Source organism: Carboxylicivirga sp. M1479, assembly GCF_007097485.1.
Classification (GTDB): domain Bacteria; phylum Bacteroidota; class Bacteroidia; order Bacteroidales; family Marinilabiliaceae; genus Carboxylicivirga.
The window spans coordinates 81,720-97,732 of sequence record NZ_VKDE01000008.1 but is presented as its reverse complement, the minus strand read 5'-3'; the positions used below and the strand labels follow the sequence as shown (position 1 = coordinate 97,732).

The following is a 16,013-nucleotide window of genomic DNA, read 5'->3' as shown; positions in this document are numbered from 1 at the left end:
GGAATTTTAGGTCTTTTAATGTTCTATAGAACATTTTTAGTTCTAATTTTTTATTAATGAAATCTTTATTCCATTATGATTAAAAAAATATTAGTTGCTAACCGAGGTGAAATTGCCGTTCGCGTTATGAGATCATGTCGCGAAATGGGCATTAAATCCGTGGCAATATTTTCAGAAGTTGACAGAACTGCCAAACACGTTAGATATGCTGATGAGGCGTACTGTGTTGGTCCGGCCTCGTCTGCCGAGAGCTATCTTAATATTAAAAAAATACTTGAAGTAGCCGTTTTATCCAAATCGGATGCAATACATCCGGGTTATGGATTCTTATCCGAAAATGCGCAATTTGCTGAGGAAGTAGGTAAAGCAGGTATTATTTTTATTGGGCCATCAATTCATGCAATCAACACCATGGGCGATAAGCTTACAGCACGCCAATTGATGATTGATTCCGAGGTGCCTGTTGTACCTGGAACAAAAGAAAACATTGATGATCCTAATAAACTAAAGGCAACAGCTAACCAAATAGGCTATCCGGTTATGCTAAAAGCCAGTGCCGGAGGTGGTGGCAAAGGTATGCGACTAGTTCGCGAAGAAAAAGACCTGGTCAATGCCTACGAAATGGCTAAATCAGAAGCCCGTTCTGCCTTTGGCAACGATGCTGTATACATCGAAAAATACATCGAGTCTCCACATCACATTGAATTTCAAATAATGGCTGATCAGCATGGTAATTACGTTCATCTATTCGAACGTGAATGCTCTGTTCAACGTCGTCATCAAAAGGTAGTTGAAGAAACACCATCTCCTTTGATGACACCTGAATTACGCCAAAAAATGGGAGAACAAGCTATATCGGCAGCTAAATCAGTTGACTACGTAGGTGCCGGAACAGTAGAGTTTTTGGTTGATAACGATCATAACTTCTATTTTTTAGAGATGAACACCCGCTTGCAAGTAGAACACCCTATTACAGAACGTACCACTGGTGTTGATTTGGTAAAAGCCCAGATTAATGTGGCCAATGGCTTGCCACTTGAATTTAAGCAAGAAGATTTACGTCAGAATGGACATGCCATTGAGTGCCGTATCTATGCCGAGGATCATAAGAATAATTTTATGCCTTGCCCTGGTGTGATTAAAAACATTACTGAACCTATGGGATTAGGTATGCGAACAGATGGCTATGTGTACGAAGGTTACGAAATACCTTTTCACTACGACCCTATGATTTCGAAGCTTATTTCGTGGGCTCCAAGCCGCGAAGAGGCCATTGATCGTATGAAGAGAGCCCTGTATGAATATAAAATTACAGGTGTTAAAACATCGATCCCATTTGTTGCACGCATTATGGAGGCCGATGACTTTGTTAACGGCGATTACAACACTCATTTCATCGAAAAGAATATGGATTTTCTGATGACAGAGGAAGATGACTGCACCGATTATTGTGAAGACATTGCGTTGTTTGTTGCTTACCTTGATTATACCCAAAAATTAAAAGAGGCGGCTGACAAAACCAATGTAGCAACACCAAACCAATCGGCATGGAAAGAATATGCCCGACGCAAAAACATCTTACGCCTTTAAAAAACGAACTATGCCAATTGAATTAAAAATAGACACACGTCATGCACGGATAAATATACTGGAGCAAGACGGCACCAAATACAAAGTGGACATTGATGGTCGTGTATATAATTTAGACCTGCAGAAAGTTGAATCTGACACTTACTCCATTTTATTGAATGGACAATCCATTAATATGGAAATGATTCAAGGAGATACTCTCAACCATTACAAAGTAAACACCATAAGTAACTACTACGAAATTGAGGTAATTGACGCTGCCACACGCTATCGCAACGCTTCAAAATCAAGTTCTGACAGTGCTGAAAACACCATCTCCACACCAATGCCTGGTAAAATTGTGAAAATCCCTGTCAAAGAAGGCGATACAGTAGAAAAAGGACAGACGGTGATAATTGTATCGGCCATGAAAATGGAAAGTGAATACAAAAGCTCTGTTGATGGCGTGGTGAAACACGTTCACGTGAAAGAGGGAGACGCTGTTGAAGGTCATCAGCCATTAATTGAAATTGAATAACTAAGATTTGAAACAATGCACACTTTAGAAGAAAAATATAAGAAGTTTGAAGAACGCAACCAAGAAGCGGAAGCTGGTGGTGGCGAAGCACGAATTAAAAAGCAACACAAAGGTGGGAAACTTACTGCGCGCGAGCGTATTGATGTTTTTTTAGACGCTGGCACATTTGTGGAGTTGGACAAACTGGTTAAGCACCAATGTAATAATTTTGGTATGGAAAAAACACATTTTCCAGGCGATGGTTTTATTACAGGTTATGGTAAGGTTGATGGACGCCTAGTTTATGTATTCGCGCAAGATTTTACAGTTTTTGGTGGTTCCCTAAGTCGTTCCAACGCCGATAAAATTATTAAAATATCAAAGCTAGCACTTAAAATGGGTGCCCCTTTGATTGGATTGAATGATTCAGGAGGTGCCCGAATTCAGGAAGGCGTTCAAAGCCTTGCCGGTTATGGCGATATCTTTTACCTCAATGTAAAAGCATCGGGTGTAATACCTCAGATATCGGCTATTATGGGGCCTTGCGCTGGTGGAGCAGTATACTCTCCTGCCCTCACCGACTTTATTTTTATGGTGAAAGACACTAGCTACATGTTTGTAACGGGCCCTGAGGTAATTAAAACAGTAACTCACGAAGAAGTTACCAAAGAAGAATTAGGTGGGGCAATGACTCACAATGCCAAGAGCGGCGTGGCTCACTTTATGGCTGATGATGATGAACATACTTTAATGATGATTCGTGAGCTATTGAGCTTCTTACCATCAAATAACATGGAAGATGCACCAGTACTGCCAACTACTGATGATATCCGACGTGAAAATGAAGAGTTACAGAAACTCATACCTGCAGATCCGAACAAGCCATACGATATGCATGAGATATTGGCCGATGTGGTGGATAACAAACACTTTTTTGAAGTAATGCCGCATTATGCGCAAAACCTAATCACAGGCTTTGGACGCATGGCTGGTAGAACGGTTGGTATCGTGGCTAATCAGCCCAATTACCTTGCTGGAGTTTTAGATATTGAGTCATCAACCAAGGGCGCTCGCTTCGTTCGTTTTTGCGATGCTTTCAACATTCCGGTAGTTACTTTTGTCGATGTACCAGGCTTTTTACCAGGTACGGTTCAGGAGTATGGTGGTATTATTAAGCATGGTGCTAAGTTACTATACGCTTATGCCGAGGCTACTGTACCAAAAATCACCGTTATCACTCGTAAAGCATACGGAGGAGCTTATGATGTAATGGCATCAAAACATTTAGCGGCCGATATAAATTTTGCCTACCCAACTGCTGAAATTGCCGTTATGGGACCTGAAGGAGCCGTTAACATCATTTTTAGAGGAGAAACGGATGATATTGCCAAGGCTGAACGCGTTGATGATTATCGTGAGAATTTTGCCAACCCATATAGGGCAGCTGAGTTAGGATATCTGGATGAGATAATCTTACCGAAAGAAACACGATTCAAATTGATTCAAGCGCTTGAAATGACGCAAAACAAAAGTGAATCAGCACCATTAAAGAAACATGGTAACATGCCATTATAATAATCGTTTGCTTTAAAAATTACTGCTACCCGTAAAACATTTACGGGTAGTTTTTTTGTTGCAATGTTATGTTTTTCTAACTTAGTGTTAGATTTATATAACATTACACTAATATGATGAAACGAGACAGACTAAAAAAGGAAAACCTATTAAAAACATTTGGCACTTTGTCGATGGTAATTTTGGTGTGGTTATTAATTAGCAACGACCTAAAGTCATATCCGTGGCTAAAAACACTAATATTAGGACTTTTAGGAGTAATTGGTATTATTTATTTCTATAATTCATATAAGCGAGATAAAGAAGAAGAATTAGGATTAGCTACTGAGGATGAATTAAGTCGCCTACTTAAATATAAGTCTGGCTATTATGCCTATACATGGTCAATGTATGTATGGTTTTGCATCTTTATATTTAAAGATTACTTTCCAAACATTGAAACCATGATTGGAGGTGGAATACTGCTTTCTGCACTGTTATCATTCATAGCCAAAGTACTCGTAAGAATACAATTAAATGAAAAATAGAATAAAAGAATTGCGTGCCAGAGATAAGCTAACCCAACTTGACTTGGCGAAAAACGTGAATGTAAGAAGAGAGACGATAGTCTTCCTGGAAAAAGGAAAGTATAATCCCTCTTTAAAGTTGGCCTATGATATTGCTAAAATTTTCAATCTTAAAATTGAGGATGTTTTTATTTTTGAATAACAACAAAACGCTAATTAATCAACACAAACACCAATTCCAACATTCGTAAATGGCACTTCCTGCCACTGCCCATCAATAAGCTCTGTTAAGTGTGTATAACCAGCATCTACCAACATTTGTGCTACCTCTTCAAAGGCATTGGTAAGTTTATCAGGATGATGAGCATCTGAATTAATGGTGATAGCAACACCTAATTCTTTCATCTTTTTAAAATGCTCAGGGCCAGGGAATAAATGATCATCGCGATAAAAAGCTTTGGTATTAATTTCAACAATTACACCTTTCTCTTTCGCTAAAGCGAGCGTTTTAATCACTTCATCAACATACCATTGTTCTTGCTCATCAAAAAGATTAAATGTTTGGTTGTGCATCTTAATCTTATCCATATGCCCAAGAATAGTTGGTTTTGCATCTTCCAACATTTCACGTTGTAGCTCAAAATACCTTATGGCAGCGCGCTTACCATCTCCATCAAAAGAATAATCAAGACCTTTTTTAAACTCATCGGCAGGTGCATCAACAGCCCAATGTGTTCCATCTTGCATCTTACCAATATAATGAACAGAACCAACTGTATAATCCAAGTGGCATTCATTAATCTTCTCATGATTCGGTGCCGCAAGTCCTGGTATATAATCAACTTCCAGAGATTTGTAAACCTTAATCTGATCTTGATATTTTATTTTTAAAGCATCTATTTCTTTCTGATAACTCTCTAACTTGTAGGCAGGCATTGTCCAATCGGTAGGAAAAGGAACAGGCGCATGCGACGATATCCCCACAGCATCCATCTCTAACTCAATTGCCTTAATAATGTAATCTTCTATTTTCCCCGCACCATCACAATATTCACAATGACCATGATAATTTGTCCATCCCATATTTCATTAAAATTTCAAAGGTTTAATCTTCCAGTCAAATATACTTTTAATCTCTAAGTAAATTTGAATAATAATCTTTAAACTAAAGTAAAAATGATCATTTTTTTTAATCAAACAATTCTTTAAATCAAAACATGAAATCGCACTGATTGTTTAACTTTGCAGCTGCAAAATTGAAGAACATGGGTTTTATTGATGAAATAAACAGAAGACGCACATTTGCCATTATCAGTCACCCCGATGCGGGTAAAACAACACTGACTGAGAAGCTACTATTATTTGGTGGTGCCATACATGTGGCAGGTGCTGTGAAATCGAACAAGATAAAGAAAACTGCTACCTCCGATTTTATGGAGATAGAAAAACAAAGAGGTATTTCGGTGGCAACATCGGTAATGGGTTTTGAGTACGACGGTTACAAAGTTAACATCTTAGATACGCCAGGTCACCAAGATTTTGCCGAAGATACCTTTAGAACTTTAACGGCTGTTGACAGTGTAATTATTGTTGTTGATGCTGCCAAAGGTGTGGAGGCACAAACACGCAAGCTAATGGAGGTTTGTCGCATGCGTAACACGCCTGTAATTGTATTCATTAATAAGCTGGATCGACCTAGTAAAGATCCTTTTGACCTATTGGATGAAGTTGAGGAAGAGTTAAAAATAAAAGTTCGCCCTTTAAGCTGGCCTATAGGTAACGGTCCGCAGTTTAAAGGTGTTTACAACTTATTTGACGAGAGCTTATACCTATTCGAACCCAACAAACAAGTGCTGGAAGAAGGCATCTCCATCAAAGATTTGAGTGACTCGGCATTAGAAGAGCAGATTGGTGAAGATTCAGCTGAGCTAGCGCGCGAAGAGCTGGAATTAGTAACGGGTGTTTATCCTGATTTTGAATCGGAAACATACATGAATGCGCAAGTGGCACCCGTATTTTTTGGTAGTGCCCTTAACAACTTCGGTGTAAAAGAGCTTTTGGAGTGTTTCCTTAAAATAGCCCCATCGCCTCAGCCATCGCAAGCCGAAGAGCGAATAGTGGATTCTAAAGAAGAGAAATTCAGTGGTTTTGTTTTTAAGATTCATGCTAACATGGACCCTAACCATCGTAACCGTTTAGCTTTCTTAAAAATATGCTCTGGTAAATTCGAAAGAAATACCAACTATCATCATGTTCGCCTAGGCAAAAACATGAAATTCTCAAGCCCTACAGCTTTTATGGCTGAGAAAAAAACCATTATAGATGAAGCTTACCCTGGTGATATTGTAGGTATCCCTGATTCGGGTAATTTTAAAATTGGCGATACAGTAACGGGTGGTGAAAAGCTTAATTATAAAGGCTTGCCTAGTTTCTCCCCTGAATTATTCCGCTACATAGAAAATGCCGATCCAATGAAATCAAAGCAGCTGGCTAAAGGTATTGATCAGTTAATGGATGAAGGGGTTGCTCAGCTGTTTGTAAGTCAGTTTAATGGCCGCAAAGTTATTGGAACTGTTGGAGCACTACAATTTGAAGTTATTGAATATCGTCTGCTGCACGAATATGGTGCTAAATGTCGCTATGAACCAATAAACTTGCACAAAGCTTGTTGGTTAGAAAGTGATAACAAAGAAGAGCTGGAAGACTTTAAAAAACGTAAATTACAATATATGGCCAAGGATAAATTTGGTCGTGATGTATTTATGGCAGATTCGGCTTATATGCTGCAAATGGCTGAAAGTAATTTCAAGAACATTAAATTTCACTTTACTTCAGAGTTTTAAAATTACACTACATATTTCGAGGCGGGTATTTAATTATACTCGCCTTTTTTATTGCTAAAAATTACCATTTGGTCTTTCTTAAATTTTAAAAATGAATTAAATTTAAAGAAACAAGCCCATACACCATGACAACAGACTGCGATAAAAAACACAAAGGAGCTCCCCCAAGCAATTATCACTTATCGGTTGGAAGCCAAAATGAAAGAAAAATAACTGTAAAAAAGGAAGACTTAGCAACCTACCTCAAAACAGGACAAGTACCATTTATTTCTACTGCTGCGATGATTGTTTACATGGAACAGTGTTGCGTAGCTTTGATCGACCCGAATTTACCCGTGGGTTATGACACAGTAAGCACAGAAATGAATGTACGACACCTTACAACTGCACAAGTGGGAGAAGAAATCATATGCAAAGCCCACCTTAAGTTTATGGAAGGGAAAAAGCTCTTTTTTGATGTTGCCATGATCAATGGCAAAGGTGAATCCATTGGACTAGGAGCTCACGAACGTTACATTGTTTGTCACAAAACATTTGTTGACGAGCATACGGTATAAAAAAAGACCGGGCAAACTGCCCGGTCTATATTATTTTGTATCCTTGTGTCTATTAGAAATTAAAGCCAGTCATAACTGGCATTTCTCCAACCTTATATTCTTCTTCTTTATTCCATTTACTTACATCACTGGCCCATCGCAGTATAACCAACTGTCCATCATTAGTTAATGCCATTAAACGACCAGTTCTTCCATCATAGTCAATGCCATTAAATGCTTCGCTTGAATAGTCTCCAGTTATAATAATATCGGTTGACAATCCTTCTTCTGGAGATGCGTATATCGTATTAGAACATAAATGCCCATATACATAAAACACAATTCTACCATCTCTAGACATTGTTAATGGATTGTCTGAGCTACCCTTTGACGCACCTAATAAAAGGTTAATTGGCTCATTGGTGATATAAGTCGTATCTACTAGCTCCAAGGTTTCTTCATCGAAAGAAATAGTATCAGTTTTAAATTCTCTATCTAACTTCACCAAAGCCTGATCTACTCCATCGCAATAGACCCACACCTTACGGTCGATGTCGACGGCCATGTCAATTGGATTATCGTAAGCTAAATCGATGGTATCAGCTTTTACTTTGTTACTCATATCAATAACAATCACTTTAGCACCTGTTTCATCGCCCTTACAGGCAACGTAAAGATACTTACCTGAACTAACCATCTTTTGCGGCTTGTCAGCAACCTCATAGGATTCAACTATCGTATTATTCACAATATCATAAGCCGAAACCATGGCATCATCATGAGCAACATAAATAACAGTTTCCTCAGCCGGAGATACATCTGTAGGGTTTGTAAAGCTATCGATATTACCTATAGACTTAAAACCATCCAAATTAATCATTTCAATGTTACCATCGGTAGGTGAAGTTACATAAGCAATTCCTTTCTGATATACAGAAGTCTTTCGTGTGGCTATCGACGTTGCTCCAGAACCAATACTTGCGCCACTATTATTAGCTTGATAATAATCATTGGTGCATTGCTCGCGCTCGTAGTTATAATAGCTAATGGTGCTATTGGTTGTTCCTTTGTTTAAAATATATGCACCTTGATGATCTTCCAGGTTATAGATAGTAACATCATTACAACTCGTTAATCCCAAAGCGGCAGCAACACCTATAGCAACAAATAATTTCTTCATATTTTCTTATCGTATAATCGTCATCTTAAAAAAACAACCAAAGATATTATTCCTTTTCCAATAATCTTAACTATTAATCAACAGAATATAAAAAAGGTCGGTAAAAAACCGACCTTTAGAAAACTTTCCTCACAAATGAGGACTATGTTAGGGTGTTAATCTTCGAATTCAAAAGCTACTGAGTTAGCTAAAACACCAACTGTATATTTGGTAGTTTCCATTCCTTTATTTGAGTACACAAGCATATCTGTTTCAGTTGAATACCCAGTACTTCCGCAAACCCATAGATTATCTGTCTCCGGATTCACATCCAAACCATAAACTTCAAGATATTTATCGCCCAAAGTTAAGAATGCATTTTGCTCATCAATTTCCGTTGCCATATAATCAACATCAAAAATAGATTTCCCTCTAGCAAAATACAATGTCATTTTATCAGCACTCACAGCTAAACGTTTAGCACTAAATGATGAAGATGGAGAAGAAAAATCAAAGTTCTCGACCATTGAATTCGCTGTATTGATCTTTGTTAGTCCTTGCCCAGTAATGCCAACGGCATTCCAATTACTGTCATATTCTGTAACACCTCCACAGTAAACCCAAAGGTTGTTCGCGGCATCAGCAACCATATCGCGAGGACAGTTTAATGTTGTTATTGATTTCTCAATAGTTTTTGAGTCTAAATTAATAACGTCAACGCTTGTACCGTCATTACTCCAGCCTCCACTACAAGCTACATATAGTTTTCTTCCTATAATTACCATTTGCTCAGGACCGTTGGAAACTGTTATACGCTCCCCTTCTTCTTCCAAAGTTTCCAGGTTAATGGTAATGACTTCACCATAGGAATTGCCGTTTGACACATACGCGTAATTACCATCAACAACAACACCTCTTGGATATCCCACATTGGTTATTGCCATAACGTGTTTCATAGTTTCATTATCTACGACCTCAATGTGCCCTTTTTCATCAGTAGCAGTAACGGCAATTACCAAGTAATCATCTGAGGCAGCAATCGACTGTGGGTAAGATCCCAATGGAATTTCATTATTGGCCTTAAAGTAAGCATCATTAACCACTTCGTTAGTTTTAATATTTACTAAGGAAACAGAACCACTTGTTGAGCCTTCATTTAATACAAAAACCACATCATCCAAGTCTTTACCTTGTTCATCATCATCGTTATCACAGGCTACTGTAGCTATTATTAGCATTGCTAATAATAAAACTTTAAATAGATCTTTCATCTTGAGTATATTTATAAAATTAAACTTAATCCAACCGAATAATTACGCCTTGGTTGGGCATATTGATATATTAATTGATAGTTAGTATTAAAAACATTGTGAACAGATATTGATACCTGTAACTTATCATACTTCATTAAGGGTTTTACATGTGCCATTATATCTGTAATAAAAAAACGATCAACAGTATAACCATCTGGTGTAGTGCAATCTGACTGGAATGAGTTATTAATAGTTAAGTCAAATATTTTATCGGAATATGTAGCCCAGGCTCGCAAAAGGTGCTTGGGTTTATAATACAGTATTTCTTTATAATTGCTTGCATCCGCATCGTTAAACTGATGCTTACCATAGCCATAAAGCAATGCTGCAGTAATTGTGTGATTAGCGCCATTTCTCACGTAACTAACTTTTGTTTCACTTCCTAGCGATTTAACTTTACCGGTATTAATAGGCTTAGATGCACCATCATCAGGAACCCACATTAACATCTCTTGGTTGTAGGCCGTGTACAGTGTTTCATCTATAGTAATATTCTGTTCCAAAGTATTCCAAATAACATACGAAAGACCTACCTCACCGTTAACACCTCTTTCTGACTTAAGATTCTGGTTTCCACCAGGCTCCCAATATCGTTCATTAAATGTTGGACGGCGGTAATGGCTTGACACCTTAAACCTTAAATCTAATTGCTGGGGAACTATAACCATTTGACTTGCGAAAGCAAACATAATTGGTGGATGAGTAACGCTATTCCACTCTTTACTCAGAAGAATTGAGGTACTGGAGATGCCATGTTTGAAAGTTGTATTTAATGATACTCCTAACTCATGCTCCTTTTTATCACCAAAATAATTATATGACTTGCCTTTGAGGTAGTTATATCGCAGCCCCGTTTCGAAACAAAATTTTCCTACACTATAACCCGCATATACAGAATTTAGATGACGCTTCGAACCTATTTCATTAATGAGAACTCCATTATTCGTATAGATGAGTTCGTCGTTAATAAAGCCTGATAGTGCTTCTAATCGCCAATAATTAGAATAGTGCTTCCAATTCAAAAAGGCTTTAAAAGTAGAATCCTTTTGATTAGATGTACTGACTAAATCGCCGGGTCCCATGACTGGAGGAATGTTGTAATCTTTAAATTGGTACCAAAGACCAACATTAAACAAGTGCTGTTTTATTTTAAATCCCAAATTATGAATTGTACCATACTCATGGACATCAGCATTTTGCATTGTTTTTTCAGGCGTACCATGGTCCAGATTATCTTCGAAAGTAAAGTTGTTCTTCGAGTCTGAAAAAAATAACTGTCCAGAGTAGCTTAAATTATTGTTTGATACTTGAGCATTAGCTCTTGCTTTATATGTTTCAAAACTACCATACACCCCACTAATCGCAACTGAAGAGCTATCTTTAAAACTGGGTATATTATTCAGTTCAACAGCTCCACCTAATGTACCACTTCCATATTTTGCACCAGCAGCTCCGTTAATTACCTTAATCTGGTCGAAAGCACCAACATTTAACATGCTTAAATCAGCTCCACCAGTAGTAAGTGAATTAACCGGTAACCCATTCCAAAGCACACTCGTATGATTAGATCCTCCGCCTCGTAAACGTATACTGGCAATACCGCCATTGTAACCGCTTGAAGTAATCATACCAAAGGTTGTTTTCGCTAATAACTCTGAAAGGTTTTGGTTTTGGTAGTTTACAATTTGTTGCTTGGGAACGTCAATGTAGCTATCTAGCTCACTATTCCGACTTAAACGGGGCTTAACAATTTCAACCTCAATAATATTGATGGTATCAATTGAAGCCGTCAACTGAGCTGAAAGCTCACTAAAACACCCATTAAGCATAAAAGCACACCAGAGCATGCACTTTAAACACAATAATGAGCGAAATACATTAGCTATATCTCTAAAATTCAACAACATCAACAGTTTACTCCTCATTCTATAAATTGAGTTAATTAAACTGTTCTGACAAAACGGGGCTTTGAATACTTTTACGTATTAATCGCCATGCATTTATTCCGAATGACACGAACAATTGAATAATCTTTGGCAGGTCTTCTGACTTATCCCACTATAATCGCCTTCCCGTTCCCCAGAACAGTGGCTTTGATGATTATAGTAATTCTGGTTTTACCCAGATAGGACTTACAGCAGCGGATACTGTTGCCGATTCTCACGGCATTCCCTATTATCACTTAGCACCGATAGATGCTGTGTGAACCAAATCGAGTGCAAAAGTAATGTAATTGAACTAGGGAAAAAATATATTGGAAATAAAAGTTAGACTCTTTAGACTTATTTTAAATAAAAAAAAAGACCAGCACTACCGCCAGCCTTTCTATTATTCAAATACTATAATCATTTTCAATGACAACACTTAACCTCTTGTGTTTCCGCTTTAAATTCAGGGCTTATATATGGGATACCCAAATTTAAACCACGCAAAATAAACAACAGGCCTAGTATGATGATAAAAACAGGAATTGCTTTACGAAGTTGATGCAGAAAACGACTTTTAATGATATTAGCAAAGTAGGCTACTGCAAACATCAATGGCAAGGTTCCCAAACCAAAAAACACCATAAACAATACACTGTCGCTTATGGAGATAGAAGTAACAGCTCTTGATATGGCAACATAAACCAGTCCACATGGCAAAAAACCATTAAGAATGCCAATAACAAATAGATTACTTAATTTCTTTCTATTGAGCGAATCGCCTATTTTTTTCTTCAACGAAGAATAAATGGATGTGGAAACTTTATTACTTGATTTAGGCATTTTGATGACACCAGGAAGTATAACTGATAATATCATAAGCACACCACAAGCAATGGAAACCCATTGTTGCACCCCCGATAATTTCAAACCCGCTCCAAGTAAACCAAAAATTAGCCCCAACAAACCATAGGTAATGGCACGACCAACATTATAAAGCACTGCTCCCGTTGCCTTTTGTGTTGCTGATTTAGTTGGCAAAGGTAAAGCTAAGGCCAAGGGGCCACACATACCTACACAATGCAAACTCCCTAAAAAACCAAATACAAATCCTTCTATAATATGCATCTTATTATTAGTCTATGTAAATATCTTGCTTGGTTAAATATGCTTGATTATTGGCTTGCCATTCAATTATCACCTCATATTTACCGTTTTTAAACTGAGTCTTTGGAATCGTCATAGCATAATCATCGTTTAATTGAATTTCCTGCTCCACATCTAACTCCTTGTTTGAGGGACGATAGAAATGAATAAGACCTGTTATGCCATTCGCATCGGCTATATCATTTGGAAAATGGATATTTATTTCGCCATTGGATGATATTTTTACTTTGGTTACTAAAGCATTATAGTTTTTAATCTTCTTAATCTGATCATCATATTGCAGCTCTTTAGGATAATAATCTTCGGTAACCATATCTATTTTCTCACGGGTAGATAAAAACACCAAGGTAAGAAATCCCATAACGCCCGTTACAATAACTAATATAATGGCGTGTCCCCAATTAAACTTCATAGTAAAAATTATTATTTGTGATTTAAACTGTAGCTACGGCCCAACAAAAGTGGTATGAATTGTTTCAATAAGGTCATCACCATTGTATACTCCCAATACAACTTTGGTACTAGAGCCCGATAATTGTTCTTTTTGTAATTTTAATAAGAAGACACCTTGAATCTTCTCCTGCTTTTTTACCAACATGGTATTACCAGCTAATTCTACTTCGCCTTGTGGTTCAACCAAGCGTATACTTAAGTTACCCTCATACTCCGTTTTATTTACAATTTTATAATTGTAAATGTTCGAGTAAGTTGTATCATCAATTTTCTGATATAAGGAACCTTGCACACGCAATATGGTTGTTTCGTAGCTTGAACGTAAGGTAAACAACACCACCATAGCACCAATTAAAGCCGTTGTTAATGCAGTGTAGGCAATAATACGTGGTGTCCAACGAAAGCTAGCCCCATTTGATATATTGTTTTGAGAGGTAATTCGAATTAAACCTTCGGGTAGTTGATAGCGTCGCATGGTACTGTCGCAAGCATCCATACAGGCAGTACAGTTGATACATTCTAATTGTATACCATCACGAATATCAATACCCGTAGGACATACACTTACACACTTATTACAATTAACACAATCACCTTTACCGACTGATAATCGATCCTCATCTTTGCGCATTGGCCCTCGTCCTTCTCCTCGCTTAAAATCATAACTTACCATTAAGGTATTATTATCAAGCAAAGCCCCTTGTAAACGTCCATAAGGACAAACCAAAGAACACACCTGCTCACGAAAATAAGCGAATACAAAATAAAAAGCTCCGGTAAAAATCATGATAGCCATAAAAACACTAATATTATCTGAGGGCGTTCCTACGATGTATTCCATTACTTTATCTGAACCCACAATATAAGCCAGCATGGTATGTGTTATTGCCCATGATATCGCTATAAACAAAAAGTGCTTAAGCAGCATGCGCCAAACTTTATCAAAAGTATCCTCTCCTTTTGCTCTTATCCGTTGCTGATCACCACTCCCCTCAATCCAATATTCAATTCTTCGAAATACCATTTCCATAAAAATGGTTTGAGGGCAAGCCCAACCGCACCAAATACGACCATACACCACTGTAAAAGTAACAATGGAAATAATAATTGTAATTAAGCCGATAACAAACAAATGAAAATCCTGTGGCCAAAAAACCACTCCAAATAACACAAACTTGCGCTGTATAATATTAAACAGTAGCAAAGGCTCACCACTGGCTACTTTAATGTGTGGTGCAACAAATAAAAAAGCAAGAAGAACATAAGCGACAATAGAACGGATGGTATAGAACTTTCCTTTAGGCTGATTGGCATACACCCAGTTACGCCTACCTTCTTCGTTCATAGTAACTATGCGGTCACGAAAAGAATCGTTGTGTTCATTATTCATCTATCTGGATTTGTAGATTTTAAAACAAATGACTTTTAATGCAGATCAATCGTTTTTTAATAAATTCTTGTTTCGAACTTTAAACAAATAAAGCTAACATTTTTTATGATGCTAGCTTTATAATATACAATCAAATACCGAAGTACGATTATTAATTTAACCTATACTGGTTTAATAATCACTCTGCATCAGGCACATATTTTTCTCCCTCTGGAGCTTTCGGATTAGGAGGGTTGGTTCCCACCAAAGTGGTAATGTAACTAGCCACTTGATGAATTTGTTTTTTCGATAATTGACCTTTCCAGGCAATCATCCCCTTTTCAACCACACCATTATTAATAATGCGCGTAATATCCTCAAAGCTACCACCATGTATCCAGTATTCATCGGTTAAGTTAGGTCCAACCAATCCCTGTCCTTCTGCTAAGTGACAAACAGCACAATTGGTTTTAAACACCTTAGCTCCTTTATCCAAGCCAGCAGCATCGGCCAAAGGAACCGAAAAATCAATATCCTCCATTTCAATGCTAATTCCTGCAGCCTCTTCTTCTTCCTCAGGATTGGCTGCCAATAGCTCATTTTCGTACTCCGCAATTTGCAAATCGCCATCTCCGTAAAAATGGTATTTCGCCAAATAAACGTATGCAAAGAACATGGAGAAAATAAAGATAAATGTTAACCACCAAGGTGGGTTATTTGCTAATTCACGTATCCCATCAAACTCATGTTCTGGCACAAAATTATCATTTGTTAACGGGTCTATTTCAGGTAATTCCTGTTGTTTTTTATGCTCTTCCATAGATGTGAAGTAATATTTTAATGAAGCACACAAGCCAACTTATGTGCCTCAATAATTTTTATGAATGATTAGATGATGGCGTTTCGTCGGCCCTATCTGTGGCATAGTTCGCTACCTCATCAATGTACTCTTTTTTCATGCGGATAACCATGTAGGTCACCACTAAAAAGAATGTGAAAAAGATGATGAACGAAATAATCGGATAAATTTCCACGCCCGATATCGATTCTAAATAATGTCTTACAAGTTTCATAATCTTCT

General features: G+C 37.5%; 16 protein-coding genes and 1 riboswitch. Of the genes, 7 read left to right on the top strand and 9 right to left on the bottom strand.

Annotated features, from left to right (window positions below; genetic code table 11):
* Positions 1–75: 75 nt before the first annotated feature.
* From accC to FNN09_RS07120, 5 genes are all read left to right on the top strand, one after another.
* On the top strand, positions 76–1,590 hold the full coding sequence (gene accC / locus FNN09_RS07140; protein WP_143300922.1) for an acetyl-CoA carboxylase biotin carboxylase subunit: 1,515 nt from the start codon (positions 76–78) through the stop codon (positions 1,588–1,590).
* Positions 1,591–1,600: 10 nt separating this feature from the next.
* Complete coding sequence (locus FNN09_RS07135) at positions 1,601–2,107, top strand: biotin/lipoyl-containing protein (protein ID WP_185968919.1); 507 nt, start codon at positions 1,601–1,603, stop codon at positions 2,105–2,107.
* A 15-nt stretch (positions 2,108–2,122) separates the two neighbouring features.
* Complete coding sequence (locus tag FNN09_RS07130; protein WP_143300918.1) at positions 2,123–3,661, top strand: acyl-CoA carboxylase subunit beta; 1,539 nt, start codon at positions 2,123–2,125, stop codon at positions 3,659–3,661.
* Between the two features lie 116 nt (positions 3,662–3,777).
* Positions 3,778–4,188, top strand: coding sequence for a hypothetical protein (locus FNN09_RS07125; RefSeq protein WP_143300916.1), 411 nt, complete (start codon positions 3,778–3,780; stop codon positions 4,186–4,188).
* Entirely contained in the window at positions 4,178–4,369 is a 192-nt protein-coding gene (locus FNN09_RS07120) for a helix-turn-helix transcriptional regulator (protein WP_143300914.1), read from the top strand. The genes FNN09_RS07125 and FNN09_RS07120 overlap by 11 nt, the downstream gene beginning before the upstream one ends.
* Positions 4,370–4,383: 14 nt before the next feature.
* Here FNN09_RS07120 and FNN09_RS07115 read toward each other — a convergent pair whose 3' ends face one another.
* Positions 4,384–5,250, bottom strand: a complete 867-nt coding sequence (locus FNN09_RS07115) for a histidinol-phosphatase (protein ID WP_143300913.1) — start codon at positions 5,248–5,250, stop codon at positions 4,384–4,386.
* A gap of 182 nt (positions 5,251–5,432) precedes the next feature.
* Here FNN09_RS07115 and FNN09_RS07110 point away from each other — a divergent pair, with 182 nt between their 5' ends.
* Complete coding sequence (locus tag FNN09_RS07110) at positions 5,433–7,010, top strand: peptide chain release factor 3 (protein ID WP_143300911.1); 1,578 nt, start codon at positions 5,433–5,435, stop codon at positions 7,008–7,010.
* Between the two features lie 125 nt (positions 7,011–7,135).
* Positions 7,136–7,567 (top strand): thioesterase family protein, encoded by a 432-nt coding sequence (locus FNN09_RS07105; RefSeq protein WP_143300909.1) that lies wholly within the window; start codon positions 7,136–7,138, stop codon positions 7,565–7,567.
* Between the two features lie 52 nt (positions 7,568–7,619).
* Here the strand turns inward: FNN09_RS07105 and FNN09_RS07100 are convergent, their stop codons facing one another.
* The 8 genes from FNN09_RS07100 to FNN09_RS07065 all read right to left on the bottom strand — a co-directional run bounded on the left by FNN09_RS07100 (position 7,620) and on the right by FNN09_RS07065 (position 16,005).
* The gene (locus FNN09_RS07100) at positions 7,620–8,726 is read right to left on the bottom strand and encodes a YncE family protein (RefSeq protein ID WP_143300907.1); all 1,107 of its coding nucleotides are present in this window, start codon (positions 8,724–8,726) and stop codon (positions 7,620–7,622) included.
* Positions 8,727–8,881: 155 nt separating this feature from the next.
* Entirely contained in the window at positions 8,882–9,976 is a 1,095-nt protein-coding gene (locus FNN09_RS07095; RefSeq protein ID WP_143300905.1) for a YncE family protein, read from the bottom strand.
* A gap of 11 nt (positions 9,977–9,987) precedes the next feature.
* A complete protein-coding gene (locus tag FNN09_RS07090; RefSeq protein WP_143300904.1) occupies positions 9,988–11,943 on the bottom strand; it encodes a TonB-dependent receptor plug domain-containing protein in 1,956 nt (651 codons plus the stop codon).
* Between the two features lie 92 nt (positions 11,944–12,035).
* Positions 12,036–12,245: riboswitch (cobalamin riboswitch) on the bottom strand.
* Between the two features lie 124 nt (positions 12,246–12,369).
* Positions 12,370–13,071, bottom strand: a complete 702-nt coding sequence (locus FNN09_RS07085) for a sulfite exporter TauE/SafE family protein (RefSeq protein WP_143300902.1) — start codon at positions 13,069–13,071, stop codon at positions 12,370–12,372.
* A 7-nt stretch (positions 13,072–13,078) separates the two neighbouring features.
* Complete coding sequence (locus tag FNN09_RS07080) at positions 13,079–13,522, bottom strand: FixH family protein (protein WP_143300900.1); 444 nt, start codon at positions 13,520–13,522, stop codon at positions 13,079–13,081.
* A gap of 33 nt (positions 13,523–13,555) precedes the next feature.
* On the bottom strand, positions 13,556–14,953 hold the full coding sequence (gene ccoG / locus FNN09_RS07075) for a cytochrome c oxidase accessory protein CcoG (protein ID WP_143300899.1): 1,398 nt from the start codon (positions 14,951–14,953) through the stop codon (positions 13,556–13,558).
* A 178-nt stretch (positions 14,954–15,131) separates the two neighbouring features.
* Positions 15,132–15,752 carry a c-type cytochrome gene (locus tag FNN09_RS07070; protein WP_143300897.1) on the bottom strand — a complete coding sequence of 207 codons (621 nt, stop codon included), beginning with the start codon at positions 15,750–15,752 and terminating at the stop codon, positions 15,132–15,134.
* Between the two features lie 58 nt (positions 15,753–15,810).
* Positions 15,811–16,005, bottom strand: coding sequence for a hypothetical protein (locus FNN09_RS07065; protein ID WP_221932441.1), 195 nt, complete (start codon positions 16,003–16,005; stop codon positions 15,811–15,813).
* Between the last annotated feature and the right edge of the window lie 8 nt (positions 16,006–16,013).